General features: G+C 68.6%; 25 protein-coding genes and 1 pseudogene. 14 read left to right on the forward strand and 12 right to left on the reverse strand.

The window, feature by feature from the left end; translation table 11 throughout:
• Nucleotides 1–119: 119 nt before the first annotated feature.
• From RCR19_RS01275 to RCR19_RS01285, 3 genes are all read left to right on the forward strand, one after another.
• On the forward strand, nt 120–2399 hold the full coding sequence (locus RCR19_RS01275; RefSeq protein WP_331263309.1) for a catalase: 2280 nt from the start codon (nt 120–122) through the stop codon (nt 2397–2399).
• A gap of 142 nt (nt 2400–2541) precedes the next feature.
• Nucleotides 2542–3102 (forward strand): hemerythrin domain-containing protein, encoded by a 561-nt coding sequence (locus tag RCR19_RS01280; RefSeq protein ID WP_331263310.1) that lies wholly within the window; start codon nt 2542–2544, stop codon nt 3100–3102.
• 221 nt (nt 3103–3323) lie between these two features.
• A complete protein-coding gene (locus RCR19_RS01285; RefSeq protein WP_331263311.1) occupies nt 3324–3830 on the forward strand; it encodes a hypothetical protein in 507 nt (168 codons plus the stop codon).
• A 23-nt stretch (nt 3831–3853) separates the two neighbouring features.
• On the opposite strand, the gene RCR19_RS01290 is transcribed toward RCR19_RS01285, so the two are convergent.
• Entirely contained in the window at nt 3854–4273 is a 420-nt protein-coding gene (locus RCR19_RS01290; RefSeq protein WP_331263312.1) for a CBS domain-containing protein, read from the reverse strand.
• 357 nt (nt 4274–4630) lie between these two features.
• Nucleotides 4631–4957, reverse strand: a complete 327-nt coding sequence (locus RCR19_RS01295) for a plasmid stabilization protein (RefSeq protein WP_331263313.1) — start codon at nt 4955–4957, stop codon at nt 4631–4633.
• A 1069-nt stretch (nt 4958–6026) separates the two neighbouring features.
• On the opposite strand from RCR19_RS01295, the gene RCR19_RS01300 reads away from it, so the two are divergent.
• Both RCR19_RS01300 and RCR19_RS01305 read left to right on the forward strand, forming a co-directional pair.
• Nucleotides 6027–6500 carry an SRPBCC family protein gene (locus RCR19_RS01300; RefSeq protein ID WP_331263314.1) on the forward strand — a complete coding sequence of 158 codons (474 nt, stop codon included), beginning with the start codon at nt 6027–6029 and terminating at the stop codon, nt 6498–6500.
• 176 nt (nt 6501–6676) lie between these two features.
• The gene (locus RCR19_RS01305) at nt 6677–7279 is read left to right on the forward strand and encodes a flavodoxin family protein (RefSeq protein WP_331269310.1); all 603 of its coding nucleotides are present in this window, start codon (nt 6677–6679) and stop codon (nt 7277–7279) included.
• Between the two features lie 72 nt (nt 7280–7351).
• On the opposite strand, the gene RCR19_RS01310 is transcribed toward RCR19_RS01305, so the two are convergent.
• Complete coding sequence (locus tag RCR19_RS01310) at nt 7352–8614, reverse strand: PP2C family protein-serine/threonine phosphatase (protein ID WP_331263315.1); 1263 nt, start codon at nt 8612–8614, stop codon at nt 7352–7354.
• A 602-nt stretch (nt 8615–9216) separates the two neighbouring features.
• Between RCR19_RS01310 and RCR19_RS01315 the strand changes: the two genes are divergently transcribed.
• Nucleotides 9217–10095, forward strand: coding sequence for an SDR family oxidoreductase (locus RCR19_RS01315; protein ID WP_331263316.1), 879 nt, complete (start codon nt 9217–9219; stop codon nt 10093–10095).
• A gap of 372 nt (nt 10096–10467) precedes the next feature.
• Here RCR19_RS01315 and RCR19_RS01320 read toward each other — a convergent pair whose 3' ends face one another.
• Nucleotides 10468–11292 carry an aldo/keto reductase gene (locus RCR19_RS01320; RefSeq protein ID WP_331263317.1) on the reverse strand — a complete coding sequence of 275 codons (825 nt, stop codon included), beginning with the start codon at nt 11290–11292 and terminating at the stop codon, nt 10468–10470.
• A 1241-nt stretch (nt 11293–12533) separates the two neighbouring features.
• Between RCR19_RS01320 and RCR19_RS01325 the strand changes: the two genes are divergently transcribed.
• The gene (locus RCR19_RS01325) at nt 12534–12749 is read left to right on the forward strand and encodes a DUF6207 family protein (protein ID WP_331263318.1); all 216 of its coding nucleotides are present in this window, start codon (nt 12534–12536) and stop codon (nt 12747–12749) included.
• Nucleotides 12750–12917: 168 nt separating this feature from the next.
• Here RCR19_RS01325 and RCR19_RS01330 read toward each other — a convergent pair whose 3' ends face one another.
• The gene (locus RCR19_RS01330; protein ID WP_331263319.1) at nt 12918–14324 is read right to left on the reverse strand and encodes a PLP-dependent aminotransferase family protein; all 1407 of its coding nucleotides are present in this window, start codon (nt 14322–14324) and stop codon (nt 12918–12920) included.
• A 47-nt stretch (nt 14325–14371) separates the two neighbouring features.
• Between RCR19_RS01330 and RCR19_RS01335 the strand changes: the two genes are divergently transcribed.
• The 3 genes from RCR19_RS01335 (at nt 14372) to RCR19_RS01345 (ending at nt 17167) form a co-directional block, all read left to right on the forward strand.
• Nucleotides 14372–15556 carry an MFS transporter gene (locus RCR19_RS01335; protein WP_331263320.1) on the forward strand — a complete coding sequence of 395 codons (1185 nt, stop codon included), beginning with the start codon at nt 14372–14374 and terminating at the stop codon, nt 15554–15556.
• A 301-nt stretch (nt 15557–15857) separates the two neighbouring features.
• The gene (locus tag RCR19_RS01340) at nt 15858–16121 is read left to right on the forward strand and encodes a hypothetical protein (RefSeq protein ID WP_331263321.1); all 264 of its coding nucleotides are present in this window, start codon (nt 15858–15860) and stop codon (nt 16119–16121) included.
• Nucleotides 16122–16366: 245 nt separating this feature from the next.
• Complete coding sequence (locus RCR19_RS01345) at nt 16367–17167, forward strand: crotonase/enoyl-CoA hydratase family protein (RefSeq protein WP_331263322.1); 801 nt, start codon at nt 16367–16369, stop codon at nt 17165–17167.
• Between the two features lie 80 nt (nt 17168–17247).
• On the opposite strand, the gene RCR19_RS01350 is transcribed toward RCR19_RS01345, so the two are convergent.
• From RCR19_RS01350 to RCR19_RS01360, 3 genes are read right to left on the reverse strand one after another with little or no spacing between them, the layout of a single operon-like run.
• A complete protein-coding gene (locus RCR19_RS01350) occupies nt 17248–18141 on the reverse strand; it encodes a hypothetical protein (protein ID WP_331263323.1) in 894 nt (297 codons plus the stop codon).
• Entirely contained in the window at nt 18141–19379 is a 1239-nt protein-coding gene (locus RCR19_RS01355; RefSeq protein WP_331263324.1) for a DUF6596 domain-containing protein, read from the reverse strand. Before RCR19_RS01355 ends, RCR19_RS01350 begins: the two co-directional genes overlap by 1 nt.
• On the reverse strand, nt 19376–19753 hold the full coding sequence (locus RCR19_RS01360) for a YciI family protein (protein WP_331263325.1): 378 nt from the start codon (nt 19751–19753) through the stop codon (nt 19376–19378). The genes RCR19_RS01355 and RCR19_RS01360 overlap by 4 nt, the downstream gene beginning before the upstream one ends.
• 288 nt (nt 19754–20041) lie before the next feature.
• Here RCR19_RS01360 and RCR19_RS01365 point away from each other — a divergent pair.
• Nucleotides 20042–20168, forward strand: a pseudogene (locus RCR19_RS01365) (IS5/IS1182 family transposase); the annotation flags it as partial.
• A gap of 2 nt (nt 20169–20170) precedes the next feature.
• Here the strand turns inward: RCR19_RS01365 and RCR19_RS01370 are convergent.
• The 4 genes from RCR19_RS01370 to RCR19_RS01385 form a co-directional block, all read right to left on the reverse strand.
• A complete protein-coding gene (locus tag RCR19_RS01370; RefSeq protein ID WP_331263326.1) occupies nt 20171–20905 on the reverse strand; it encodes a DUF2071 domain-containing protein in 735 nt (244 codons plus the stop codon).
• A complete protein-coding gene (locus RCR19_RS01375; RefSeq protein WP_331263327.1) occupies nt 20902–21234 on the reverse strand; it encodes a metalloregulator ArsR/SmtB family transcription factor in 333 nt (110 codons plus the stop codon). Before RCR19_RS01375 ends, RCR19_RS01370 begins: the two co-directional genes overlap by 4 nt.
• A 186-nt stretch (nt 21235–21420) precedes the next feature.
• Nucleotides 21421–22641 carry a DUF6596 domain-containing protein gene (locus RCR19_RS01380; RefSeq protein WP_331263328.1) on the reverse strand — a complete coding sequence of 407 codons (1221 nt, stop codon included), beginning with the start codon at nt 22639–22641 and terminating at the stop codon, nt 21421–21423.
• Nucleotides 22631–22975, reverse strand: coding sequence for a YciI family protein (locus tag RCR19_RS01385; RefSeq protein ID WP_331263329.1), 345 nt, complete (start codon nt 22973–22975; stop codon nt 22631–22633). Before RCR19_RS01385 ends, RCR19_RS01380 begins: the two co-directional genes overlap by 11 nt.
• A 233-nt stretch (nt 22976–23208) precedes the next feature.
• Between RCR19_RS01385 and RCR19_RS01390 the strand changes: the two genes are divergently transcribed.
• The 3 genes from RCR19_RS01390 to RCR19_RS01400 all read left to right on the forward strand — a co-directional run bounded on the left by RCR19_RS01390 (nt 23209) and on the right by RCR19_RS01400 (nt 24944).
• Nucleotides 23209–23439, forward strand: coding sequence for a hypothetical protein (locus RCR19_RS01390; RefSeq protein ID WP_331263330.1), 231 nt, complete (start codon nt 23209–23211; stop codon nt 23437–23439).
• 62 nt (nt 23440–23501) lie between these two features.
• On the forward strand, nt 23502–24002 hold the full coding sequence (locus RCR19_RS01395) for an SRPBCC domain-containing protein (RefSeq protein ID WP_331263331.1): 501 nt from the start codon (nt 23502–23504) through the stop codon (nt 24000–24002).
• Nucleotides 24003–24521: 519 nt separating this feature from the next.
• Complete coding sequence (locus tag RCR19_RS01400; protein ID WP_331263332.1) at nt 24522–24944, forward strand: hypothetical protein; 423 nt, start codon at nt 24522–24524, stop codon at nt 24942–24944.
• Nucleotides 24945–25368: the final 424 nt, after the last annotated feature.

Genomic DNA, 25368 nt, shown 5'->3' on the forward strand with positions numbered 1-25368 from the left:
CATTTCAGTCCTCGCGATCTCCACAGGCGCCTGCACTGCCCGAGTTCGACAAAAACGACCTTCGGATGAAGCTTCGGGCTCAAAAAACCGCTGCCCGTGCGAAAGTTAGGACGAACCCGATGGGCGAGACCAGCCCCCTCAAGCGAGCGGCAGATAAGATCGCCAACACATTGCAGAGCAACGGCGCAGGTCCGCAAGACGGGATTCCTGGCAAGCCTGGGTCCAAGTCACCAACCGTTTCCGAGCCGACGGAGCCCCAGGAGCCGATGCCGCCGAAGGCTGACCAGACCGGACCTGACACTGTCTCCCCGACAGGGCAGCCCACGGGTGCCGATCAGGCCCGGATGGCACAGTCCGGCGCCTACTTGACCACCGCGCAGGGTGCACGGCTGTACGACACCGATCACTCGCTCAAGGCCGGCCCGCGCGGTCCGGTGCTGCTGCAGGACCACCATTTGCGCGAGAAGGTGATGCACTTCGATCACGAGCGCATTCCTGAGCGCGTGGTACACGCCCGTGGTGCGGCTGCGCACGGTGTCTTCCAGAGTTACGGCACGGCCGCCTCCGTCACCAAGGCCGCATTTCTGGGGCCGGACACAGAAACGCCGGTATTCGTTCGCTTTTCCACGGTGCTCGGCTCACGGGGGTCGGCCGACACCGTCCGCGACACCCGAGGCTTCGCGACGAAGTTCTATACCAGTGAGGGCACCTTCGATCTGGTCGGCAACAACATCCCGGTGTTCTTCATCCAGGACGCGATCAAGTTCCCCGACGTCATTCACGCCGGAAAGCCGCACCCCGATCGGGAGATTCCTCAAGCCCAGAGCGCACACGACACCTTCTGGGACTTCGTCACCCTGCACACCGAGGCCACGCACCACACTATGTGGAACATGTCCGACCGCGGTATCCCCCGCTCCTTCCGCATGATGGAGGGCTTCGGCGTCCACACCTTCCGCCTCGTCAACGCAGACGGCGCCACGACACTGGTGAAGTTCCACTGGAAACCCAAGCTGGGCGTCCACTCCCTCGTGTGGGAGGAGGCGCAGCTCATCAACGGCATCGACCCCGACTTCCACCGCCGTGATCTGGCCGACGCCATCGAGGCAGGGGCCTATCCGCAGTGGGAGCTGGCCATCCAGACCTTCCCCGACACCCCCGAACAGACCTTCGAGGGCATTGATCTGCTCGACCCGACGAACATCGTCCCGGAGGAGCTCGCCCCCGTGCAGCCGGTCGGGCTGCTGACCCTCAACCGCAACCCGTCGAACTTCTTCGCCGAAACCGAGCAGGTCGCCTTCCACGTCGGACACCTCGTGCCCGGCATCGACATCACCGACGATCCCCTGCTGGCCGGACGGCTCTTCTCCTATCTCGACACCCAGATCACCCGCTTGGGCGGCCCCAACTTCGCGCAGATCCCCATCAACCGCCCGCACGCCCCGGTCAACGACATGCTGCGCGACGGTATGCACCAGACAGCGGTCCACAGGGGTGTGGCCCCCTACCGGCCCAACTCCCTCGACGGGGGCTGCCCCTTCCAGGCAGGCACCGACACAGGTGCCTACGTCGAGGTACCCCTCCGCATCCCCGAAGCCACGAAGGTCCGCGAGGCGCCCGAATCGTTCTCGGATCACTTCAGCCAGCCCCGCCGGTTCTGGCTCAGTATGAGCCCGGTGGAGCGCGAGCACATCATCGGCGCCTACACCTTCGAGCTCGGCAAATGCTACGAACAGGCAATCAAGGAACGAGCTCTGCTGGTCCTGGCACGGATCGACGCCGAGCTGTGCGAGCAGGTCGCCGCAGGCCTCGGCCTTCCCGCTCCGGACCCCACCGCGCCGCCGGCCGACGTCGAACCCAGCCCAGCACTCTCCCAGGTGGGCCGGACCTGGCCCACCGACGGACGCGTCATCGGCATCGTCACCGGCCCGGAAGGCGACCTGGACGGCGTCCGGGCCGTGCGGGAAGCAGTACTCGAAGCAGGCATGGTCCCCCTGGTCGTTGCGCCGACCGGCGGCATGATCGGTGACGGCGACGATGCGCTGACTGCGCAGCGAACCTATGCCACCGCACGCTCGGTCGAGTTCGACGCTGTCCTGGTGGCCGGAAACCCCGGCACGGGCAGCGACGCCTACGGTGCACGCGACGCAAAGGGCAAGCCCGCCGCCACCTCACAGCCGGCGTCGGACCCGCGGGTGGCTCTGCTGCTGTCCGAGGCCTTCCGGCACGGCAAGGCCATCGGCGCCTGGTCGGGCGGAGAGGGGGCGCTCGACGCTGCCGGCGTACCCGCCGATGCACCAGGCGTGGTCGTCGGTGACAGCGGCGCGACCGTCCTGGAGCAACTGGCAGGTCTGTTGGGCGCACACCGCGTATGGGAGCGCTTCACAGTCGGTGGCTGACGTGCTGCCGAGGCGGTCTGTGTGACCGCGAGCGGCAGCCCCTCGGGCGAGGCGAGCGAGCCGAACCCTTGGCTTGCCGGGGGGCAGGTACAGGCCGGGCACACGCACCGGTCTCATTGAACGGAACGAGAGGTGATGGACGATGGGCCATGGCGGGAACGTCATCGAGGAACTGACGGCCGACCATCGGGAGGTCGAGGAGATCTTCGGCAGAATCCAGTCCACGACCGACCAAGGTCAGAAGCTGCGTGATCTCGTGGACGAGGTCACCATCGAGTTGGTGCGGCACGCGGTCGCCGAGGAGCAATATCTGTATCCGGCGGTACGCGAACACGTGGAGGGCGGCGACGGGATTGCGGACAAGGAGATCCGGGACCACAGCCGTATCGAGAAGCTTCTCAAACAGTTGGAGAAGACGAAGGCCGACAGCCCTGAGATGAGCCCGCTGCTGCAGCAGCTCATGGAAGAGGTAGCAGAACACGTCGAGGACGAGGAGAACAATCTCTTCCCGATGCTGCGCCAGGCCTGCTCCTCGCAGATGCTCGGCGATCTCGGGGAAAAGGTGCGGCGGGCCAAAGCCATGGCCCCGACACGTCCGCATCCTGCCGCCCCGGACACTCCGCCTGCGAACAAGCTTCTCGCACCGGGCGCCGGCCTGGTGGACCGGGCTCGTGACTTCGTCACCGGACGCGGGAAGTCCTGACCTGCCCGTCCCACGGAGATCGGATGGGTACCGGGGCCCGGACAGCACGTACCCGCAGGGCCCCGGTATCCAGCCTGACAAGCCGTGACGCGGGTCATGGAGCCGGTTGGGGACATCCGCCTACACTGAGACGGCAGGAGCGGGGCAGCGCGGCCCCGCGCATCAGCTCGCGGGACCGTTCGGCCGGGTAGGGCGAGCACGCTCCAGAGGGATCGATCGCCGTGCCCACCGATCTGACATCCGTGATAGCCGCCTCCGTCCGTTGGCTCCTGTCCGCCTATCCGGCAGCCAACGGCGCGCTCAGCCAGGCGCTGGCCGAGGTTCAAGCCCGGCAGGCCGTCTCGCTCGCCGCCGCCCTGCGCTATCCCACCGACATGGACGTGCAGCTGCTTCACTTTCTCGGTCCCAGCGGGGCTGATCGACTGGACTGGCTCACGGGAGGCGACAGGCGCCCGGAGGACTTCGCCTGGCAGAGCTGGGTCGACGAAACCGTTGTCAGCTGGGCGGCATGTCTCCTGGCCGACCCTGCCCTGGCCCTCACCGCGATCGAGCAGCACGCCGAGGTCGGCGGCATGGAACGCCTGATCAACCCGAGTTCCCGGGACACCGAGGCAGCCCCCTTGCTTCGCCATCCCGACCTGCTCGAAGGCGTCGCTGCCCTGCACCGCCTTCAGCTCGTGGAACTGCTGCACACAGAGGCGTACCGCGGCGGCAATGCCCCCGCCTGACCCGGCGGCACCGGCCCATCCCACTACTCGTTGGGGCGCGCCGCGCTGATGTCGCCGAGTACCGATCGCGGATCGCGTTCGATCGCCATATCCCCGAGCGACACGATCCCGACCGGGTGGTCACCCTCGACGACGGGGATGCGGCGGATCGAGTACTCACGCATCACCTCGACGGCCCTGTCGAGATCGTCGTCCGGACCGATGGTGACCAGGTCATCACTGCATGCATTGGCCACCGTCGTCTGTTCCGGGTCCGCGCCCTGGGCCAGGGCCCGCACCACCAGGTCCCGATCGCTGACCAGGCCGCGCAGGTGATCCTTCTCCGTGACCAGGACTGCGCCGATGTTCTGATCTCGCATCAACCGGGCCACATTGGCCACTGAAGTCTGCGGCTCCACCGTCACCGGTGCGGTGGTCATGATGTCGCGCACATGCTGAGTCATGATCGTTTCCTCCTGGTCCGGGCGGTGCCCCTCACCGCCTTCGGCCGCCGGGTACCCACCGAACGAGACTGTCCACAGAAGGGCCCGACAGCTCTGCCGCCGGAATCGCGCGCACCGCAGCCGATGGCTGGATTGACGCTGCAGAGGACTTCGACTTCCCACGAAAGATCGGTCGCGGCGACCGCGGCGAGGGCGGGCGCTGGTGCCGGGCCGGCGGCAACCCGCGACAGCGTTCCGCTCTCGCCTCCCGACACACGCAGGGCGGCGCGAAGGTCACGCCGTCCTGCTCGATGTGGTCGTCCATGGCGTCGGCGTCTGCGGGCACTGTGGCTTGATACGCCCCCAGACGTAGAGGGTTCAGCGGCCGAGCGCCTTCTCCAGCTGCTGCTTGGTCATCGAGGACCGGCCGTGAACGTTGCGCTTCTTCGCCTCCTCGTACAACTGGTCCCTGGTAGGGCCTTCCGCGCCGCTATGAGACCGCTGTCCGCCACGCTGGGAAGCAGACTTGGGGTCACGTGTAGAAACCCTGCTGGTGGTCTTCGACTCGCCCGCCCTCGCTCGTTCCTTGTTCACCGTTCGCGCAGCGATTTCCTTCGCCCGCTTCGACGACTCTCCACCGTCCTGGACGCTCTCCTTGATGTGCTCGTACTGCCGCTCGCGCTTGGAGCTCGATCCGGCCGGCATGGCGTCTCTCCTTCCTGCCTCTGAGGTGACTGCGATTACCGCGGGGGACACTCATGGGTGCTCGGACTGCTGGTCCGGCGGGCACCCCGCCGCCCTCTCCCCCACCCTTTTTGGGCTGCCGCGCCCTGAGTGCTGCGCTGGACTGGGGTGCGGCGCCGCCTTCCGGCTGCGTCGCTGCACAGGCTGCTGTGGATCGGGCATCCGAGACACCCATCTTGTTTCGGAGTTCGTGCACGGCGGCGAGTTCCCCGAAGCAGCGACACCACTCGTCCGGCTCCCGCATGACATGCCGACCACGGTTTCGGGAACCGCTCACACCATGAACCATGAAGAGGCACCCGTCCTGGACTACCTCACCTCCGGGGTCGCGGCCGGCATGTTCTTGCCGGACGCAGCCGACTCACGCCTGCACACCATTCGGGTAGTCAAGGAGGCCTGACGCGCCGGACCCTGCGCCTACAGCAACTCCCTGTCGACGCCCGCCGGCCTGGACCCGGGTCGCGCGTCCTTCACTCGCGTCGCTGTCGGCGCGGGCGATCCAGTGGGTGTGTCGAGAAGGACGTATTCCTCCTTTGCACCCAGCCTGACGGCTCCACCGACCGCGCCCATGAACAGCCCCCTCCTCTTGTCGCCTTCGTGCCTCCCTGGGCAGGCACTGGGGGCCTCGACCGGTGCCTTGCTTCCGGATTACCGACCTCTGCGTAGTCCCGGGTGTCATCCCGGCGACGAGTGGTACCCGCCCGCCATGCGAAAGACGCCTGGTCCGCACCCGGCCAACAAGCACGCTCCGAGCGCCACCGATGAGGTGCTCAAGGAGTTTGAGGAACAAAGCCGGGAAGGCGACACCGACACGCGCACACCCTCGCGGGGTGGCACGGGGGATCCCATCACACCCAGCCCGCGGGCCAACAAGAAGACCGCGCAGGGCCGTCCGTCCGCGCACAGGAAATGAGGCACGATCCCGTTCCGGCCACGACCGGAAGTCTTGGGACGGACGGGACTCCAGTGTCGTCCCACGTTCAAGCGAAGGGCAGTCCCGGTGCGGGCTGCCGCTGACAAGGAGGAACGTATGAGCACGGTCAGGGAAACGGTCGACGTCGAGGTTCCCCTTCACACCGCCTACAACCAGTGGACCCAGATCGAGGAATTTCCGAACTTCATGGAGGGCGTCGAGGAAGTCAGCCAGCTCGACGACCGGCACAACCACTGGGTCACCAAGATCGGTGGCGTGCAACGCGAGTTCGACACCGAGATCGTCGACCAACTGCCCAACGACAGGATCACCTGGCGGGTTGTCGACGGCGACACCCGGCAGCGAGGTTCCGTCCGGTTCCAGCGCTTGGACGACGCACACACTCGGGTCGAAGTCACGATGGACATCGAACCCACCGGCCTGGCCGAGAAGGGCGCGCACATGCTGGGCATCATCAACCGGCAGGTCAAGGGAGACCTGGGCCGATTCAAGGAGTACATCGAGCACCAAGATGGCGCAAGCGGTGCCTGGCGCGGCCGTATCCGGCCCGAGGACACCGGCTCTGTGTGACGCCCGCTGGGTCCCGGTTGCCCAGCCGGAGGAGTCTGACGGTTCAGCTTCTGGCCCCGCAGGAACGCTTCACGTCACGCCAGACCTTGAAAGCCGGCGTGTCAACCGTCAAGACCATCCCTCGCGCTGCCCGGCACTCCCGGGGTCAATCCCCGCAACTCACGTTCGGAGCCATGGTGAAAGCACTCGTCATCAACTGCACACTCAAGAGGTCCCCTGAGCCCTCCAATACTCAGGCATTGGCCGAGGTGGTGGCCAGGCGGCTGTCGGAGCATGACGTGGAGCACGGGTTCGTGCGCGCCGTCGACCTCAACATAGCCCCCGGTGTGGTCACTGACGCCGGGAGTGGCGACGCGTGGCCCACGATCCACGACCGGCTCCTGGAATCGGAGATTCTGATCATCGCCACCCCCACGTGGTTGGGAAGGCCGTCTTCGGTTGCGCAACGAGTGCTCGAGCGGATGGACGCGATGATGTCCGAGACGGACGATGCCGAACGGCCGGTTGCCTACAACCGCGTGGCCGGCGTGGTTGTCACCGGAAACGAGGACGGAGCCCGCCACGTCATAAGCGAGATCTCCGGCGCTCTTGCGGACATCGGTTATACCGTCCCGGGTCAAGCCTGGACATACTGGCACCTCGGCCCGGGGCCAGGGCCCGACTACCTGGAGGAGCAGCGAGGACACGCCTGGGCGCACAGCACCGGCCGCACCATGGCCGACAATCTGTTCGGCGTCGCCCGAGCCTTGTCCGCGCTGCCATTGAAGACATCAGGCTGACCGGAGCCGGAGGAAGTTCGGTCTCCGCTCGGCTCCCGGCTGCACGCCGCGCAGGTTCTTCTTGCTGATCGGTCAGGGCAGTACCGGGGACTCGCCGGAGGATGTGGAAGGCGGAAGACCGACAAGAGTCACAAGGTCTTCGGGCCGGTAGGACACGGGGCCGTGCCACTCCAGCAAGAGAATTGTGGCATCGTCGTTCAACTTCCCCCGATGGTGGTCGAGATGGTGGCGAATCAACCGGCGCAGGGTCTCGGGAACGGGGAGATCGTCGGTGTTGTGGCGGATGAGGAAATCAGTCAGGCCCTCAAGACCGAATTCTCGGCGGCACGCGTTGCGAGCTTCGGTGACGCCGTCGGTGTAGAACAACAGGCGGTCGCCCGGTTCCAGTTGCTCCCGGCAGACGGTCGCGGACAGGCCAAGCCCCGTACCCAACGGAGGTGAGGGCTGGCACGACAGGTGAACGATCGTGCGGCGACCGCGAACGACGACCGGCGGGTAGTGACCGCAGCTGATCCAGGTGCACACACCGGTCGCTGTGTCCAGATACGCCAGGATGCCGGTGGCGTAGCGGCTCCCGTGGAACTGCTCTGTCAGCGCTTCCTCGATGGCCTCCGCGATCCTGAGAAGATCCGCGTCGCGGCGCCGATGGCTGCGGCAGGTCGCCACCGCCAGGTTCGCTGTGAGGCCGGCGGCCGTGTCGTGGCCCATCGCATCGAAGAGAGCCACATGGAGTAGGTCGCCGGAAAGCGCGTAATCGAAGGCGTCTCCGCTCACCTCGTAAGCCGGTTCCATCACCGCGCTGAGCAAGATCCGGTCGGTGGCGAAGGTCCTTGGAGGCATCAGGCGCCATTCCATTTCGGCAACCGCCTTCATGCGCCTGCGACGAACCAGCCGAGCGTAGGAGTCGCTCGTGCCGCGCTTGCTGACCAGCAGCAAGGCAATGAGCCCTGCCAGCTGGCCCAGGTCCTCGTCCGGCTCCTGTCCAGCGGGCAGGTGGACTCGAAGCACACCCAGGCGCTCCGTCCCGTCCAACAACGGAATCCACCATTGCCCGGTCGAAGAGGCAGACGCCGGGAAGACCTCCCCCAACTGGAAGGCCCGACCCGCCACCGTCCCCTCCACAGCCAGGTCTGTAGGCGCGTCGCCAACCTGCTCACCGGCAAGCAGATGCAGCCGCTCCTGCTGCAGATCGGCGAGGTAGATCAGTACGTCGGCCCATCCCGCCCGCGCCGCCCGCCTTGCCACCGCTGTGGGAACCTGGTCCAAGGTCATCAGATGACTGGCCGCAATCAAGTCTCCCAGTACCCGCTCACGCACACGGGCCATGTCACTCATCCGAAACACCTTCCCACGGGCCGAGGTGACGTGATCGGCTCCGAGCACCGCCCACGCCTGCTCGTCGGCCGTCCCAACACCCTGGACTGGAGCAATTGCGCAGACGCCCGTCACCACGCCGGGTCCGCACCCGACTCCCCCATCGGGACCAATGCCGGCGGGACGGCGAAGGCGCATCACCCTCGCCCACCGGCCGAGCGTCACCGGGATAGGCGCGGACGGACGTTCGAAAAGCCCGGGCAGGGAGCGATCTCTGGCCTGGCTGCACGTCGCCGTCCAAAAACCGCTCACTCGACACCTTTCAGAGCCCCAGGCGTGTAGCCGGCACTGCAGCGGGTACTTCGTGGAGCCGGAACCCGGACATCCGCTGACGTCACCGGTGCTCGTCACCAGCCCCCGGGCAGCGCAGTCGGTGATCAGCATCCGAGCAGTCCACTGCGACCGTCGGCGAACTCGATCGGGACCTGGGTGCGAGCGGGGTGGCCCGAGCAGAGAGCCGACTACCTGCCAGGAGCCTGGGCCGCCCAACGCTTCCGGCTTCGCTCCGGATCTCAAGCCACTTTCGGCCCCCGCACGAGCCGGCAACGATGAGAAAGGCAACCGTGACCATGCCTCAGCACCCAGCCCAGCAGCACCCTCGCCCCGATTTCCCGTCCCAGGACCAGCCGCATCCAGGCTGGACCGGACCGATGGACCCGCCTCCGGACCACGGCGAGGAGTCCTACCGGGGCAACGGGCGACTCGACGGGCGCAAGGCCGTGGTCACCGGAGGTGATTCCGGCATCGGACGTGCGGTGTGCCTGGCCTTCGCCCGAGAAGGAGCCGACGTCATGTTCACCCACTTGGAGGAAGAGAAGGGCGAGGCGCAGCAGACCGCCGACCTGGTTTCGAGGGCCGGTCAGCGTGCACTGCCGATCCAGTGCGACGTCCGGGAGGAAGCGAACTGCCGGGCTCTCATCGACCAGGCCGCACGTGAGTTCAGCCGCATCGACATCCTGGTGAACAATGCGGCGTATCAGATGTCCCAACCGGAGGGCATCGAGGCGATTTCCACGGAACAGTTCGACCGCGTGCTGCGCACCAATCTCTATGGCATGTTCTGGCTGTCGAAATTCGCCGTGCCACACATACCCGAAGGCGGCAGCATCATCAACTCCACCTCCGTACAGGCGTATAAACCCAGCCCACATCTGCTGGACTACGCCATGACAAAGGGCGCGATCGTCACCTTCACTCAGGGGCTGGCCCAGATGCTGATCGATCGCGGCATCCGCGTGAACGCTGTGGCGCCGGGACCTGTGTGGACGCCTCTGATCCCGGCGACGCTTCCGGACACGGTGGAGTTCGGCAAGCAGGCCCCGATCGGTCGTCCGGCACAACCGGCGGAGATGGCCCCGGCCTATGTCTTCCTTGCCTCCGATGAGGCGTCCTTCATCACCGCCGAGATCCTCAATGCCACCGGCGGAACGCCCCTGCCGTAGAAGGCCCTCGCCTCAGGCCAACAGAGGCCGCAATCCCCACGCGACCGTATTCGGGGCGCCGGCGTGTCGGGGACCTCGCCCACAAGGCCGACCCGACCGGCCGGCCTGTAGTACGGAGGGTGATCTGACGCCCCAGCGCACAGTCACCCTCCGACAGCGTGTACTCGGCCGGGCGGGCCCCCTTTCGGCAGTCAGACGGATGCTGTGCGCGATTTCCTGGGAGCCGCGCCTTCACACCGAATGTCGTCCGGAAAGGCGCCGCTCGGATTTCGGTTCGCGACCCCGTCGGCCGTCGAGCAGACATTCACCCGGCTAAACCAGTTCAAACGACCCCGGCCCTCGGGACCACAGTCCGACGGACCAGAAAGTGGCTCAGTTGAAGGTGTCGGGGTCCGGGCCGGTGCGCAGGCCGCGGTCGAGCGTGGCGATCGCGGCCATCTCGTCGTCGGACAGGGTGAAGTCGAAGACGTCGAGGTTCTCCCGGATGCGAGCGGGAGTCACCGACTTGGGGATCACGACATTGCCGAGCTGCAGGTGCCAGCGCAGGACCACCTGGGCAGGGGACTTGTCGTGCCGCCGCGCGACGGTGGTGATCGCGTCGTCGCCGAGGACGGCGCCCTGAGCCAGAGGGCTCCAGGCCTCGGTGACGATGCCCAGTTCGGCATGCACCGCTCGCAACTCGGTCTGCTGCAGGCCGGGATGCAGCTCGATCTGATTCACGGCCGGCAGGAGCGAGGCGCCGTCGACCAGCCGCCGCAGGTGGGCGGGCTGGAAGTTGGACACGCCGGGGGTGCGGACCCTGCCGTCGGCCACCATCTTTTCGACCGCCCGCCAGGAGTCCCGGTACAGGTCACGGGCCGGAGTCGGCCAGTGGATGAGGTAGAGGTCGATGTACTCGAGGCCCAACTTGGCGAGGCTTGCGTCGAACGCCTTGAGCGTGGCGTCGTAGCCCTGGTCCGCGTTCCACAGCTTGGTGGTGATGAACAAGTCCTCGCGGGGGACGCCTGCCACGGAGAGTGCCTTGCCCACGCCCGACTCGTTGCCGTAGATCGCGGCAGTGTCGATGGAGCGGTAGCCGGCCTCCAGAGCGGAGGCCACGGCCGCGGTGGTCTCCTCGTCGGGGACCTGGAAGACACCGAAGCCAAGCTGCGGGATCTTCTCGCCGTTGTTGAGGGTGACAGTGGGGACAGAAGTCATGTGGGTGGAGCTTTCTCGTATGAAGTACTGGTCAGGCTGGGTGGGCGACGGAGTCGCGAAGCGTCCTGACGACCTCGCCGGCAAGGTGCCGTCGTCTTCGGGCGTACGTACGCCGATCCCGTCGGCGCCGTCCGGGTGTGCGCCGAACCGAAGAGGGACGGCCCGGGACGAGGGACCTCAGGCGGTGACGAGTGCCGGTCTCCCCCGAGTCGAGGACCGCCCGCGCGACGGAGGGAACGGCGCAGGTCGCCTCCGGAACCCAGGACGGTCAGGAGGTGCCGATCGCGGTCGTTCTCATGGTCACACTCCGTTGGTGAGTGGTGGGTGGGACGCCGTCGCAAGGGACGACGCGCAGCCGGGTCGTACGTAGAGGTGCAGATGATCAAGGGAGCACTTACAGGCGACAACACTAGTTGCAGGCGCTTGCTACATGCAAACGCGGGATACCGCTTATGGATTTTACTGTCGCATGCAAGTATCTCGGAGGCAGGCGTCCTCGGCGTGCCCGACCGGGAGCGGGCCCGATCTCGAGGTCCGCGAAGCCGGCAATCAACGCGGTCAGCGCCGCGGCAGGCGGGGCGCGGGCCAATCCGGCCCAACAACGCCATGATCGGCGGCTTCCACAGCAGCAGTTCGGTGTCCAGCCACACCCCGGCCACAAGCTCCAACTCCCCCATGGCCATCGCCTCGAAGGCCACACAGCGCGGGAACCGGTCACCGTCGGCACAGGCCTCGACATACCGCCACGGCCGGCGGAGCTCCCCGCCCGGCGCGCAGGCGGTCACCAGCGCCTCGGCGCCGTCGGCGACGACCCGGAGCGCCTGCTCGCTCATACGCGGCCGCTGCGGTGCACATCGCGTCGTACGACCGTCTCTCCAGCCTCAAAGCTGCGCACCGCTCCTCCTCCGGAACGAACAGCCCACCCCATCGCCCTCCGGCGGTTTCGGGCGAGTCGCCGAAGCACGGTCCAGGGCTGTCGCCGCGCATTCGACCACTGCGGTCGGGGTCCCGCGAGTTGCGTGACCGTCAGGACGCGTGGCACCAAGCCCTGGCGGTGAGATGGTCGCGCGCGTCAGGCGTACCGCGTGATCGACACCTACGAGCCGACTGCCCACAGGGCCCCTTTTCGGCGCCGGTCGGGCGACCGCAGAACCGCAAGTGTCCGCATCGGAGAGTTCTTCGCTCCGCCAGTCGAGTGGTTGCTCGCCGCGGGAAGAACCTGTCGTCTGCCGCGGATCGTGATGGTGTTCGTGGATGTGATCAACGAGGTTCATGTGTCGGAGCCGGGTCTGGTCGTGGTCGACGTGGTGGCCGCGGACGACGCGACTGCCTTTGCGTTTCATGCGGCCCTGGCGGCGATGTGGGTGACCACCGGGATCGAGCGAACGACCCGAGGCCCCGGGCGGTCGGGAGTGCGACTGCGCTGCTGCCTGGACATGCGCCGACGTCCGGGCTGATTCGGGCTGATTCGGGCTGATTCGGGCTGCGGACGGTCGGCGAGCCTCTCGGGCGGGGTGCGCATACGGCCCCGGGCGGGGACGGTCGCTCGCGCTCCGTCCGGCTCGGGCGTGCCGGTTCACGGGGCGCCAGGCCATGGGCCCGGTCGCCGGGCATCCGGCGCGTGTTCAGCCGGTCAGCAGGTCGCCCACCACGGCGACACCGTCCGCGACCGCGCGCTCAGTCACATTGCCGAAGCCCAGCACAAGCCTCGCGCCGCCGATACCCGCCGGCACCGAACGGTTGGCCGACATCCCGTACAGACCGACCCGACGGGCGCGGGCCGCCGCAACGACCTGCTCCTCATCGCAGCCCGAACCGAGGTGGGCCACCGCATGGAAGCCGGCGGCGAGGCCGGTGAGCCGTACGCCGGGGGCGTGCGCCGCCAGCGCCTCGACCAGCGTGGCGCGCCGGGATGCGTACACCGTCCGCATCCGCCGCAGATGACGGTCGTAGCGCCCGGACGCGATCAGTCGGGCCAGCGCGACCTGGTCCAGGGTGGGCGATCCGCGGTCGTCCGCCACCTTGAACGCCACGACCGATTCGACCAGCGCCGGTGGGCACAGCAACCAGCCCAGTCGAAGCGCGGGCGCGAGGGACTTGCTCACGGTGCCGATGGCCACGACACGGTCGGCGGCGAGCCCCTGCAGCGAACCCACCGGCTCACGGTCGTAGCGGAACTCCGCGTCGTAGTCGTCCTCGATGACGAAGGCGTCCCTGCGCTGCGCCCAGGCGATCAGCGCTCGCCGTCGCTCGGCGGCCATGACGACTCCGGTCGGCCACTGGTGCGCGGGCGTGACCAGGACCGCCCGCGCGCCGGTTCGCTCCAGTGCCCGGACGTCGACGCCGTCCTCGTCGACGGGCACCGGTACGGCGGTCATCCGGGCGTGCGCGGCGGCCACGGACGTCGCGACCGGTGCGCCCGGGTCCTCGTAGGCGAGGGTGCGCACGCCCTGGGCTGCCAACGCGCGCAGAGCCAGGGCCAGGCCCTGGGCGTAGCCGGAGCAGACGACGGTCCGTTCAGGGTCGGCCGCGGCGGCCCGCACCCGCCGCTGGTACCCGGCGACCACCTCCCGCAGTACGGGCGACCCGTGCGGCTCGCCGTAGTCGAGCGCGGCGGTCGGCAGGGCCCGGCCCGCCTCACGCATCGCCCACAGCCAGTCGGCCAGCGGGAAGGACGCGAGGTCGGGGACACCGGACCTGAAGTCGGCGATGAGGCGTGGAGCGGGCGGCGGTGCGGGAGCCGGCGCGGGCGGCGGGCAGGCACGAGCGGCGACGGTGGTGGCGGCACCCACCCGGGTGGAAAGGTAGCCCTCGGCCTGCAGTTGGGCGTAGCAGTCCTGGACGAGGCCGCGGGAGACCCCGATGCGGCGGGCCAGTTCGCGGGAGGACGGCAGCCGCTCCCCGACCTCGAGGCGGCCGGCCCTGATGGCGTCTCTGATCTGGCGTTCCATCTGCGTACGCAGGCCTTCTGTGCTCTCCCGGTCCAGGGTGAGCAGCAGTTCGGGCGAGAGACCGGACCACTCCAGCGGCATGGAAATGGACCTTATCGGGGGGCCGGGCGACCCCTAGCGTCAACCGCATGACCAAGCCACCCAGTTACTCGTCCGCCGACACCGCACGTCTCCCGGACGGCTCCCCGGCGCCCGCCCTTCCTCCGCTGGTGACACGGCAGTTGCTGCTGCGCTTCCTGACGGTGATCGGCGCCTCCGCAAGCTTCTTCCTGCTGTTGTCGGTGGTGCCGCTCTACGCACAGCGCAGCGGCGGCAGTCCCGGTCTGGCCACGGGAGCGTTGATGCTGGCCACAGTAGGCGGTGAGTTGGCCACCCCGCGCCTGGTCGCACGGTACGGCTACCGGGTGGCACTGGCCGCGGGGCTGGGTCTGCTCGGCGCGCCCGCACTGGTGTTGACCGCCGCAGACGGCATGGCGTGGATCGTAGCGATGTGCCTGCTGCGCGGGTTGGGCTTCGCCCTCACCGTCGTCGCCGGCGGTGCTTTGACGGCTTCCCTGATCCCGGCCGAGCGACGCGGCGAGGGACTGGCACTGGCCGGGATCGTGTCGGGTGTGCCTTCTCTGGTGGGCCTGCCGCTGGGTGTGTGGCTGGTCTCGCACGTGGGGTTCACGCCGGTGTGCGTGGCGGGCGGGGTGGCCGCCCTGGCCGCCGTCGTGGTGGTGCCGGGGCTGCCAGGGCGGGAGCGGTCCACGGGCCGGGACGCCGGGGTCGTCGCGGGCTTGCGCAACGGGGCTCTAGCCCGGCCCACCGCGGTGTTCGCGACGACCGCGATCGGCGCCGGAATCATCGTGACGTTCCTGCCGGTGGCCGTCCCCGCCTCACTGTCCGGGCTGGTGGCGGTCGCGCTCTTCGCCCAGCCCGCGATGGCCACCGTGGCCCGCTGGTTCGCCGGACGGTACGGCGACCGCCACGACCCGGCCCGCCTCGTCCTGCCCGGGCTGCTCGCGTCGTCCGCCGGTCTACTGGTGACGTCGGTGACGAGCAGTCCGATGGCGGTGCTGGCCGGGGTCGCGTTGTTCGGGGCCGGTTTCGGCGTGGCGCAGAACGCGACGCTGACGCTGATGTACGCAAGGGTGCCGGAGTCCGGGTACGGGACGGTCAGCGCGCTGTGGAACGTCGCCTACGACGGTGGGATGGGCCTGGGCGCGGTCGGCTTCGGCGCGGCGGCGGCACACACCGGCTACCCGGCCGCCTTCGCCCTCACCGCTGGGGTGATGCTCGTCGCCCTGGTTCCGGCGTGGCGCGACCGTTGAGCGGGGCGGCGCGCCGGTGGCGCGGGTGTCCTCGTCGGCCTCGGGCCGGTGTCCACTGAGCGCCGCGCTCGACCGCCGGCCACCAGGACCGCTCGGCCGCCGGTTCGCGGCGGTAGGGAGTCGCCCTTTGTCGGTGTGACCGGGGCGGTCACACCGACAGGGGCGACTTGGTGATTCCGTTGCGCGCCGGAAGCGAACACGCTTGATTCCAGGGTCCGACCTGAACATGTGGCCCGTACGACCGCACGACCCCTGGAGCGCACATCCCCACCCTTGACCGCACCGACGAGAACCTGTCGCGGTGGAACTGGTACGCATCGGCACCACCTCGATGACCTTCGACTTCGAGGTCTGGGGCCAGGAATTCCGGCAGCGGCCGTGTCGCCGGGCGGCGCGCGGGCGATACGTGACGGCCCACAGCAACCGCGACCACCTCAACGGTGCCGCGAGCACACCTTGGCCCGAGGAATGGATCGCGACTGAGCAGGCCGGAGTGATCACGGGACTTGCGTCCACCGTGCTGCCCGGGATGGGCGCCTCGGTGACCGCGTCACGGGCGTGGTGACCGCGTCGCGGATGTCGATGACCAGATACCGGGCGTCGGTGGCCAGGTCACGGGCCAGAACCTCACGTCCGTACTCCGCAATGCGCGGGACTTCGCCGAGATGACCCGGCGCCTCCGCGAGTTCAGCGTGGACTACGGGAGGGAGGCAGTTCGGCTCGCCACGGCCGGGCGCGGCGCCTCACCGCCCGCCCGCGATGCGACCCCCGGCGGCGTCCGAAGAGTCTCGATATTCAACTGGAGGAGATATGAGCTCCACGTCTGCGAACGCGGCCACGATCACCGTCGAACGGGACGGACATGTGCTGCTGATGGGCCTGAATCGGCCGGCCAAGCGCAACGCCTTCACCGGGCAGATGATCAGTGAGCTGTCGTTGGCCTACGGGCTGCTGGAGTCCGACGAGAACCTGTGGTGCGGGGTGCTGTTCGCGCACGGCGACCACTTCACGGCAGGGCTGGACATGGTCGATGTCGGTACCGATCTCGCCTCGGGCGACTTCACCGTCCCGGAAGGCGGCCGGGATCCGTGGCGGCGGGACGGAACATGGTCCACGCCACTCGTCGCGGCGGCGCAGGGCTGGGTGATGACCGCGGGCATCGAACTGCTGCTGGCCGCCGACATCCGCGTGGCCGCCCAGGATGCCCGCTTCAGCCAACTCGAGGTCCGCCGTGGGATCTACCCCTTCGGTGGAGCCACCTTCCGCTTCCCCCGGGAAACGGGATGGGGCAACGCGATGCGCTGGATCCTGACCGGCGAGGAGTTCGACGCCGCCGAGGCCCGGCGCATCGGCCTCGTCCAGGAAGTGCTCACCGACGGCGCCTCCGCAGTCGAGCGGGCCAAGGAGATCGCGCGGGTCATCAGCGAACGGTCCGCGCCGCTGGCCGTACGCACCACGCTCGCCTCCGCGCACCTCGCCCGCGAGTCGGGGGACGCCGCGGCCATCGCCCAGCTGCGCCCCGACCTCGCCCGGCTCAGCAGCACCGCTGACGGAGCCGAAGGCGTCAGGTCCTTCGTCGAGCGCCGCAACGCCGTCTTCACCGGCCACTGACGTCCCCACCGGCGTCGTCAGGGTGCTGCCCGCCTCGACAGCCAACGTCGTAGCTCCGCAGGCCGCGCACGATCCCCGCTTCAACCCGCGGTCATGCGCGCCAGTGCGTTCCGGCCGGTGTCGAAGCTGTGCAGTGCCGCGCCGACGGCGGCCGCGACGGTGACCTCGAAGATCTGGTCTTCCGAGCACCCGTCGGCGGTGAGCCGGTCCATGTCCGCTTCGGTGATCCGGTACGAGGCCGCACGGACGGTCGTGGCGTATGACTGCCAGGGTTCGGGAAGGGGCTCACCGGCCATTGCGGCGGCGCGCAGCGCCGGATCGGTGGTGGCAGGCGCCTCCAGCACCGACCGGCGCAGGTCGGCCACGGCGTCGCCGTGGCCGGCCGCAGGGCCGTCGGAGAGCAGGAATGACGGGAAGCGGTAGCCGAAGCGGTGCAGCGCACGGGTACCGCTGTGCAACTGGCCCTCACGGAGGGTGAAGCCGAAGGCGTTCGCCAGACGGTTGACGATGTTCCACACCAGGTTGACGCGCAACGCTTCTTGCAACGCGTGCTCGGGCACGTCGGCGAGGCCCGCGGTGGCTTCGGCGGCGTTGCTGCGGTCCGGGGTCAGGCTGGTCAGTTCGAGGAACCGCCGGACGGCGCGCAGTTGTGGCCGGGCCGACTCGGGATCGTCCGGGTCGATCTCGCCGTGCCCGGCGATGCGGGTGAGCTCGGCGTGCGTGTCGATGCAGAACGGGCACTGGTGGAGCCGGGCGGTGCACATGGCCAGGTATTCGCGTTCGCCCGCGGTCCAGTACGACGGTCCGCGCATCGCATCGGCGGTGAGCTCCAGCAGCGGACGGGTGAGGAGGCCGGGCCGGTACAGCAGCATCTTCACGATGTCCGGGCTGTCCACACGCGACGTCGCGGAGGTGAGTGCCAGGAACAGCTTCACGCGGCGGCGGTGGCCATGGTCGAGGATGGACAGTCTCATCAGGACTCCGCGATGTCGAGGTCGTGCAGCCGGCCGGCAAGGAATCGCCGGTCGGCCGGCTTGGTGGCCAGTTCATGTGCACGCCGGTACGCGGCTGCCGCGTCAAGGGTGCGGCCCAGGCGGCGCAGCAGATCCGCGCGGGCGGCGTGCAGCAGGTGGTAGCGGTCGAGCCCGTCGATCCGGTCGATCAACGCCAGCCCCTTGTCCGGACTGCCGGCCATGGCCACCGCGACGGCGTGGTTGAGCGCCACCACAGGTGAAGGGTTCAGCGCGAGCAGCCGGGTGTAGAGGGCGGCGATGCCCGGCCAGTCCGTCCGATCGGCGGAGACGGCCTGGGCGTGCAGCGCGGCGATCCCGGCTTGCAACTGGTACGGGCCGGGTCTGCCCAGGCGCAGCGCACGGTCCAGCAGCCCGACGGCTTCGACGATCTCCGTGTGATCCCAGCGGGACCGGTCCTGGTCGGCCAGCAGCACCACATCACCGGAGGGGCTGTAGCGGGCTGCGCTGCGCGAGTCGTGCAGCAGCAACAAGGCGACCAGGCCGAGCGCTTCGGGCTCATCGGGCATGAGGGTGGCGACGAGCTTGCCGAGCCTGATCGCCTCCTGGGACAACGTGCGATGTTCGGGCCGTTCGGGACCGGCGGTGTAGCCCTGGGTGAAGATCAGATAGATCACCGCGAGGACTCCGGACAGCCGCTCGGACAACAGCGGGTCGCCGGGCACTTCCAGGCTGATACCGGCATCGCGGATCTTCCGTTTCGCGCGTACCAGGCGTTGCGCCAGAGTCGATTCGCCGACCAGGAACGTACGGGCGATCTGCCCGGCGGTCAGTCCGGCGACGGCCTGCAGGGTCAGGGCGACCCGTACGTCCTCGGCCAGCGCGGGGTGACAGCAGGTGAAGATCAGACTGAGCCGCTCGTCACCCAGGCCGAGCAGACTTTCTTCCTCGAAGTTCGTCATCGTCGTCACCGCCTCCTGCGCTGCGCCGAGTTCGGCGAGCTTCGCTCGACCGAGCCTGGCTCGGCGAAGCCGGTCGATCGCCCTGTTGCGGGCCGCGGTCAGCAACCACGCCACTGGGTCGTCGGGTGGCGATTCACCCCATGTGCCGAGCGCGAGCGCGCATGCGTCCTGCAGCGCGTCCTCGGCGAGTTCGAAGTCGCCGAGAACACGGATCAGAGCGGCGAGCATCCTCACCCGGTGCTCCCGGTAGACCGGCTGCAGGATCGCCGCGGCGTTCATTCGCGGGTGGCCGCCGGGTCCGCAAGAAGGTGGTCCGGGCCCGGCACACCGACGATCGGCCGCACCTCGATCCCGCCCTGCTCGGCCATCGGGCACATCGCGGCCAGCTCCAGGGCCTCGTCCAGGTTGCGGCAGTCGAGGACGTAGATGCCGCCGAGGTGCTCATGGGTTTCGGCGTACGGACCGTCTGTGATCAGTGCCCGTCCGTCCCGCACGCTGACGGTGGTGGCGGTGTGCTCGCCCTGCAGGGGATGCCCCGAGACGAAGGCGCCCCGCCGACGGCACTCGTCGGCGAACGCGTTCACCCTTGCCAGTGCCTCGGCGAAACCCGGATCGTCGGGCCCGGGCCGCTCACAATCGTAGATCAACAGCATGTACTGCACTCGTCCTCCACTCACCCGGAGACAGCCGGTCGAAGAGGATGACGAACGGACCGACCGTATCTCGACACCCCGATTCCATCCTCACCGGATTCGCGGGGCCGTGGGGACGGCGGCGAGCGAGGCGGGACGCAGCAGGGCGGAAATCGGCAACCGCAACACAGGGCGAGTCGGGCTTCGCGACAGCGGTGACGACCGCCTGCACGGCACCACCGATCCACAGCCCCCGTCCCACGGCACGATGCCCGGCCATGCCCGCCGCACCCGGGGTCGAACACCCGCCGGCGGTTCACCACCTGGAGCCGGGCCCAGCCGTGGGGCAAGCTCCACCGCCCGATGCCGGACCAACTGGGCATCCGAGGGGAGTCGGAGTGGTCGCCGCGCGATCGACTCGGTGCAGACGAAGGCGCGTCAGTCGGCGAATCTTGAGACCATGGCCGGGAGTGGCCGCCAGCTGACGGGGACGCCACGCATGACCAGAGCGCAGTCCAGGGTCGCGCTCCCCGTCGGGAAGCGGTCCGGGTCGTCGAAGAAGGACGACGCAGCGGAGCGAACCCGGCCGGCTTCCACGTGCCAGGCGCTGGTCCGCAGTTCCATTCCATCGAGGTGGCGGCCGGAGCCGGTGGCCGAGAATCCCTTTGCCCCGCCCCGGAAGAAACACGAAGCCTCGGCAAGATCGGCGAACAGCTCGCTGCCTCGCAGTTCGTCGGACAGTTCGACGGTGACATCCACCCGGGTGTCGCCATCCCGTGCCGCCAGGGCGACGCGCATCCGACCGGGCGTCTCGTGGACTTCGAAGTCGGCACGGCCATGCTCACCGGGGAAGAGGCGGCCTCCGGCCCAGGTGTTGAACCATGAGGCCGTGTCACGCCGTGGGATGTAGACACCGGTCTCGACACCGGCCGGTCCGTCCCATTCGACGGCGATCCGGTGTGCCGCGTTCTCACTCCGCAGTCCGAGGGCCTTGGGGACCCACGTGGGCCGTACATGTCCCAGGCGCAGCAGGCAGATGCCCGCGACCGCGTAGCCGTGCACCAGGTGCGGGCGCAGTGGCCCGGGGAGCAGGCGTGCCGCGACGTCCGGGGCGACTCGGTAGTTCACCAGAAGCCTGCGTTCGACGACGCTGGACAGTCGCGGCTGTCTCATGATCCCTCGTTCTGCGCCGTGGGGCGCCATTTGGTGTGTCGGAGCACGATCTGCTCGGGGCAGACGGCGCTGAGAAACCGACCGATGGAGTTGGCCAGGCGTTCCTCGGCCAACGCGTAGAAGATCCGGTTGCCTTCCCGTCGCTCAGTGACGAGCCCCGCCCCCTTGAGCACGCCGAGATGTCGTGAGATGGAAGGCGCACTGATTGCGAACCTGGCCGCGATCTCGCCGGCCGAGAGCTCGCCGCCTCTGAGGTCCTCGAGAATCTGGCGCCTCGTCGGATCGGCGAGGGCGCGGAAGGCTCCCGCCTCGTCCTGAGCTTCTGCCATCCCTTGTATTTAGCATCTTGGCTAAGCATCTAACAAGGGGCACGCTACGGCCGGCACGGGTCGTGGTCGTCAGCATCCGCTCATCCCGCGTCCCGGGCCGCTCAATCGCCGACTGAACGGCTCAGCCGCAGCGAGGCGCGTCCGGTCGAGCAGCGGGGTTTCCATACCGGTCGATGACGGCGCCCGTCATGGACCTGTGGTGTCGTGCTCTGTGCGGTCGTAGCGTGCCGTCTCGGCCAGCCGTTCGGCGAGGTAGCGCTGTTCCGGCTCGGTCTGCGCGAGATCCAGTGCCCGGCGGTAGGCACGGTGGGCCTCACCATCGCGGCCGGCACGGCGCAGCAACTCGGCGCGGGTCGAGTGGAAATACCGGTAGTGGTCGAGGTCGAGGCGGTCGAGGACGGTCAAGCCGGCTTCCGGCCCGTCGATCTCTGCCACAGCGATGGCCCGGTTCATCTCGACGATCGCGGAGCGGGTCCGTCGGGCAAGCCTTTCGTACAGGGCGGCGATCTGGCGCCAGTCGCGGGGCTGGTACAGATGCTGATCCGCAATGGCCGCCTGGAGCAGGTAGGGCCCGGTGCGCCTCTGGGTCATGGCCCGTCTCAGCAGCGCGCGCCCCTCGTCGATCTGCCGTGTGTCCCACAGGCTGCGGTCCTGGTCGTCGAGGGGAACGAGTTCCCCGTCGCGCAGACGGGCGGCCTTGCGTGCGTCGTGCAGCAGCATCAGCGCCAGCAGCGCGAGTACTTCGGGTTCGTCCGGCATCAGGTCGGCAAGCGGCCGACCGAGGTGGATCGCTTCCGCGGCGAGGTCGACACGGCCGCCGCCCCAGCCCTGGTTGAAGATCAAGTACACCACGGAGAGGACCGCCGCCAGTCGGTCGGGCAGCTGGTGATCGGGCGGCACGGTGAAGGGGATGCCCGCATCACGGATCTTGTGCTTCGCCCTGGTCAGTCGCTTGCTCATGGTTTCGAACGGAACGAGGAACGCGAGCGCGATCTCATCGGTGGACAGGCCGCCGAGAGTGCGCAGGGTGAGCGCCACCTGCGCCTCGAGGGCGAGGGCCGGATGGCAGCAGGTGAAGACCAGTTCCAGTCGCTCGTCCGGGATGGAGACGGTGTCGTCCATGAACGGCTCCGGTGGCTGTGGCCCGGTCTCGATGTCGCGGGCGAGCAACTTCGTCTTGGCGGCCAGGACCTGCCGACGGCGCAGCTGATCGACGGCACGGTGACGAGCGGTCGTGACCAGCCAGCCGGTGGGGTTGGCCGGTTCCCCGTCGTGGGGCCAGCGTTCGGCGGCGACGGCGAAGGCTTCGGCGACGGCTTCCTCGGCCAGTTCGATGTCACCGAGGACCCCGACCAGGGTGGCCAGCACGCGGCCCCACTGGTCACGGAAGACGGCGTCAAGCGCCACGGAAGTGTCCGGCGAGGACGGGCCGCACCTCGATCGCGGTACCGGGCCTCGTCTCCTGGAGCATTCCCTCGGCGATGGCGAGTGCCCGGTCCAGGTTGTCGGCCTCGATCAGGATCAGGCCGGCGAGGTACTCCTTGCTGTCGACGAACGGACCGTCGGTCAGCAGCATCCGTCCCTCGTCATTGCGCAGGGTGGTGGCCGACTCGTGGGCGTGGAGCCGTGCCCAGCCGGTGACGTCCGGCTGATCGAACAGGTCGGCAAGGGCACCTGGGATCGGGCGCGTTGCCCGGTCCGTTTCCTCCGGCGGGGTGTAGGCCAAGAACGCGTACTGCATGAGTCCTCCTGTCACCGGTCGGTGCCTCGTCAAGTATCAGACGAACGGCATCGCCGTGGACGGACAGCGGACGCCGAGCAATCTATTTTCAGCGTGGTGTCCGTCCGGGACTCGGCCGTTCGTCACTGCTGCAGAGCCGCTGATGAAGAAGCGGCGAGGACGTAGGAGGAACGCATGACGAACGCCCGTTCCCCGTCCCCCACGACCACGACCACGACCAGGTGGTGTGGCGGGTGACCGACGGCCCCGGCACCTGGACCGACGCTCTGATCACCTTCACCCTCCGCCCCAGCGACCACAACAGCACGACACTTCTGCTCACCCACGCCAACTGGCGACAGCCAGACGAGTTCATGAGCGGACGCAGCACCAACGGGGGCGCCTACCTCACCAGCCTCAAGACAGGTGCCGAGAGCGACACGTTAGCCGTGTACCCCGCCGGCGAGATCAGCCGCTGGAACTGAGTTCAGCCCCCTCAGAGGGCGTCGTTGTCGGACCGACGGACTCGAACGACCCAGGAGAACCCATGACCACCGAACCGACCCTCTGTCCGAACGCCGCACGTCTCGAGCGCACGTACGACGCACCGTCAGAGCTGCTGTGGGAGCTCTGCACGACCGCCGCCGGTCTCGAGGAGTGGTGGACCACGGACGGATTCCGAACGCGGGTGAGCGCGCTCGAGCTCAAACCCGGCGGTCGACTCAGGTACACCATGACCGCGACCGCGCCCGAACAGATCGCGTTTCTGCGCAACGCCGGCATGCCTCTCTCGAGCGAGTTGCGCAAGACGTTCAGCGAGGTCGTCCACCCGAGTCGCCTCGCCTTTCTGACACTGATCGACTTCGTGCCCGGGCATGAGCCCTATGAGCACCTGACAACCATCGACATCGAACCGGCGGGCGACCGCACAAGGCTGACCATGACGGTCGATCCTCTCCACGACGAAACCTGGACGCAGCAGCACCGCGCCCATCGCACCGCGGAACTCGACAACCTCGGCGCGGCGATCAGGCGACGCACCACGTGATCGCACATGAGCGAAGTCGACGGGAGCAATCCCACCGCTCCTCGACCGCCTGACCTGCCAAAGACGTCCCTCACGCTGGTGTGACCACAGTGGTCACACCAGCGTGAGGTACCCGATAATTCCAATTTGCCTCGAAAGCGTGGATGCTCGATTTATCCGGTTTCGACCAGAGCAGTTGCCGTTCGGGTTGAACCACACGCGCCGAGGTTCCGGATGGCCTTCTGCGCGATGCGCCTCAGCCGCCGAAACAGGAAGTGCGGCCTGTGACGGCGGGCTGAGACGCCACGTGGCCCTTCCACTCCACCCCGGAGCGGAAGGGCCACGTGCGTTCAAGGAGGTCACTCGGCTCCGCCACGGGGCGGCCGCATTCCGCAGCCTGAACGGCAGACGCCTGCGCGTCACCCCATGGACGCTGTTGATCGCCGCATCGAGTGAATCTGATGGCAGTTGGCTGCGTTCCGGTCGCCGGTGGCCGCCGTCCAGAGTTTCCTGGCGGAGAACACACACCAGGAGATGCGGATGCGGCACACCCACAGCGCAGTGCGGCCCGCGAGACGTCGCGGCCTGTACGCCCTTGCGCTGCTCGCCCTCCTGGCTCTCCTCCACACGACGTTCAGCACCTGTGCGTCGCACCTGACCGTGCTCGAGCCGGACGGTTGCCGTCAACAGGCCGTCTCCGCAAGCGATCCACGCTGTCAGGCGACACCTTCGACAGCCGTCGCCGGCCCCGACGCCGAGCGGCACCACCAGCACAGCGGAGGCGTGCAGTCCCGCTCCGCCTCCGCGTACGGACGGCAGCAACTCGGGGCTCCGCCGCACGCTGCCCCCGCCGTCGACGCCGTCCGCGCCGCACCCGGCACTGCTTCCACGGCCACATGGCGAGGGACGTCGGGTTCCGGGAACATCGCGTCCGCTCCCGGCTCGGTCGTCCTGCGCTGCTGAGAGCAGCGATCACTGCGCCCGCGCGCCGTTACGGGTGAGCCTGCCGACGTTCACGCGTGAACGCTCCGGAACCCCGGCCGGCGGCATGCGGCCGTACCCCGTGATCCTTGCGACACCCGTACCGCCTCGAACGTGGTGCCGAGGTCCGCATCCGCAATCGCATCGCAACCACCCGGACCGCCCGGCCCGGACACCGCTTCCCTACAGCACGCCCTGACCCGGCTCGACCACCCGAGCAGCCTTCCCGTTCATCGCCCGGCGTCCGGATCCGGCCCTTCCGAGGCCGCAGGCCCGGTACCGCACGGCCTACACCCGCAAGGTACTTGCCGCCACCCCGCGCGCTCCTACCTTCGTGTCCCCGCGGCCCGAGCGGCCACGGCCCGCGCGGCACCGCCCACGCGGCACCGCCCGTTCCGGCGCCGCC

The sequence above is a fragment of the Streptomyces sp. WAC07094 genome, assembly GCF_036320405.1.
Classification (GTDB): Bacteria; Actinomycetota; Actinomycetes; order Streptomycetales; family Streptomycetaceae; genus Streptomyces; species Streptomyces lannensis.

Bases quoted from the DNA above. Each gene is read 5' to 3' on its own strand.
- RCR19_RS01275 (WP_331263309.1), top strand. From the start codon at position 120: ATGGGCGAGACCAGCCCCCTCAAGCGAGCGGCAGATAAGATCGCCAAC.
- RCR19_RS01280 (WP_331263310.1), top strand. From the start codon at position 2,542: ATGGGCCATGGCGGGAACGTCATCGAGGAACTGACGGCCGACCATCGG.
- RCR19_RS01290 (WP_331263312.1), bottom strand. From the start codon at position 4,273: ATGACTCAGCATGTGCGCGACATCATGACCACCGCACCGGTGACGGTG.
- RCR19_RS01295 (WP_331263313.1), bottom strand. From the start codon at position 4,957: ATGCCGGCCGGATCGAGCTCCAAGCGCGAGCGGCAGTACGAGCACATC.
- RCR19_RS01300 (WP_331263314.1), top strand. From the start codon at position 6,027: ATGAGCACGGTCAGGGAAACGGTCGACGTCGAGGTTCCCCTTCACACC.
- RCR19_RS01310 (WP_331263315.1), bottom strand. From the start codon at position 8,614: ATGAGTGACATGGCCCGTGTGCGTGAGCGGGTACTGGGAGACTTGATT.
- RCR19_RS01320 (WP_331263317.1), bottom strand. From the start codon at position 11,292: ATGACTTCTGTCCCCACTGTCACCCTCAACAACGGCGAGAAGATCCCG.
- RCR19_RS01325 (WP_331263318.1), top strand. From the start codon at position 12,534: ATGGTGTTCGTGGATGTGATCAACGAGGTTCATGTGTCGGAGCCGGGT.
- RCR19_RS01330 (WP_331263319.1), bottom strand. From the start codon at position 14,324: ATGCCGCTGGAGTGGTCCGGTCTCTCGCCCGAACTGCTGCTCACCCTG.
- RCR19_RS01335 (WP_331263320.1), top strand. From the start codon at position 14,372: ATGACCAAGCCACCCAGTTACTCGTCCGCCGACACCGCACGTCTCCCG.
- RCR19_RS01345 (WP_331263322.1), top strand. From the start codon at position 16,367: ATGAGCTCCACGTCTGCGAACGCGGCCACGATCACCGTCGAACGGGAC.
- RCR19_RS01350 (WP_331263323.1), bottom strand. From the start codon at position 18,141: ATGAGACTGTCCATCCTCGACCATGGCCACCGCCGCCGCGTGAAGCTG.
- RCR19_RS01355 (WP_331263324.1), bottom strand. From the start codon at position 19,379: ATGAACGCCGCGGCGATCCTGCAGCCGGTCTACCGGGAGCACCGGGTG.
- RCR19_RS01360 (WP_331263325.1), bottom strand. From the start codon at position 19,753: ATGCTGTTGATCTACGATTGTGAGCGGCCCGGGCCCGACGATCCGGGT.
- RCR19_RS01370 (WP_331263326.1), bottom strand. From the start codon at position 20,905: ATGAGACAGCCGCGACTGTCCAGCGTCGTCGAACGCAGGCTTCTGGTG.
- RCR19_RS01375 (WP_331263327.1), bottom strand. From the start codon at position 21,234: ATGGCAGAAGCTCAGGACGAGGCGGGAGCCTTCCGCGCCCTCGCCGAT.
- RCR19_RS01385 (WP_331263329.1), bottom strand. From the start codon at position 22,975: ATGCAGTACGCGTTCTTGGCCTACACCCCGCCGGAGGAAACGGACCGG.
- RCR19_RS01395 (WP_331263331.1), top strand. From the start codon at position 23,502: ATGACCACCGAACCGACCCTCTGTCCGAACGCCGCACGTCTCGAGCGC.
- RCR19_RS01400 (WP_331263332.1), top strand. From the start codon at position 24,522: ATGCGGCACACCCACAGCGCAGTGCGGCCCGCGAGACGTCGCGGCCTG.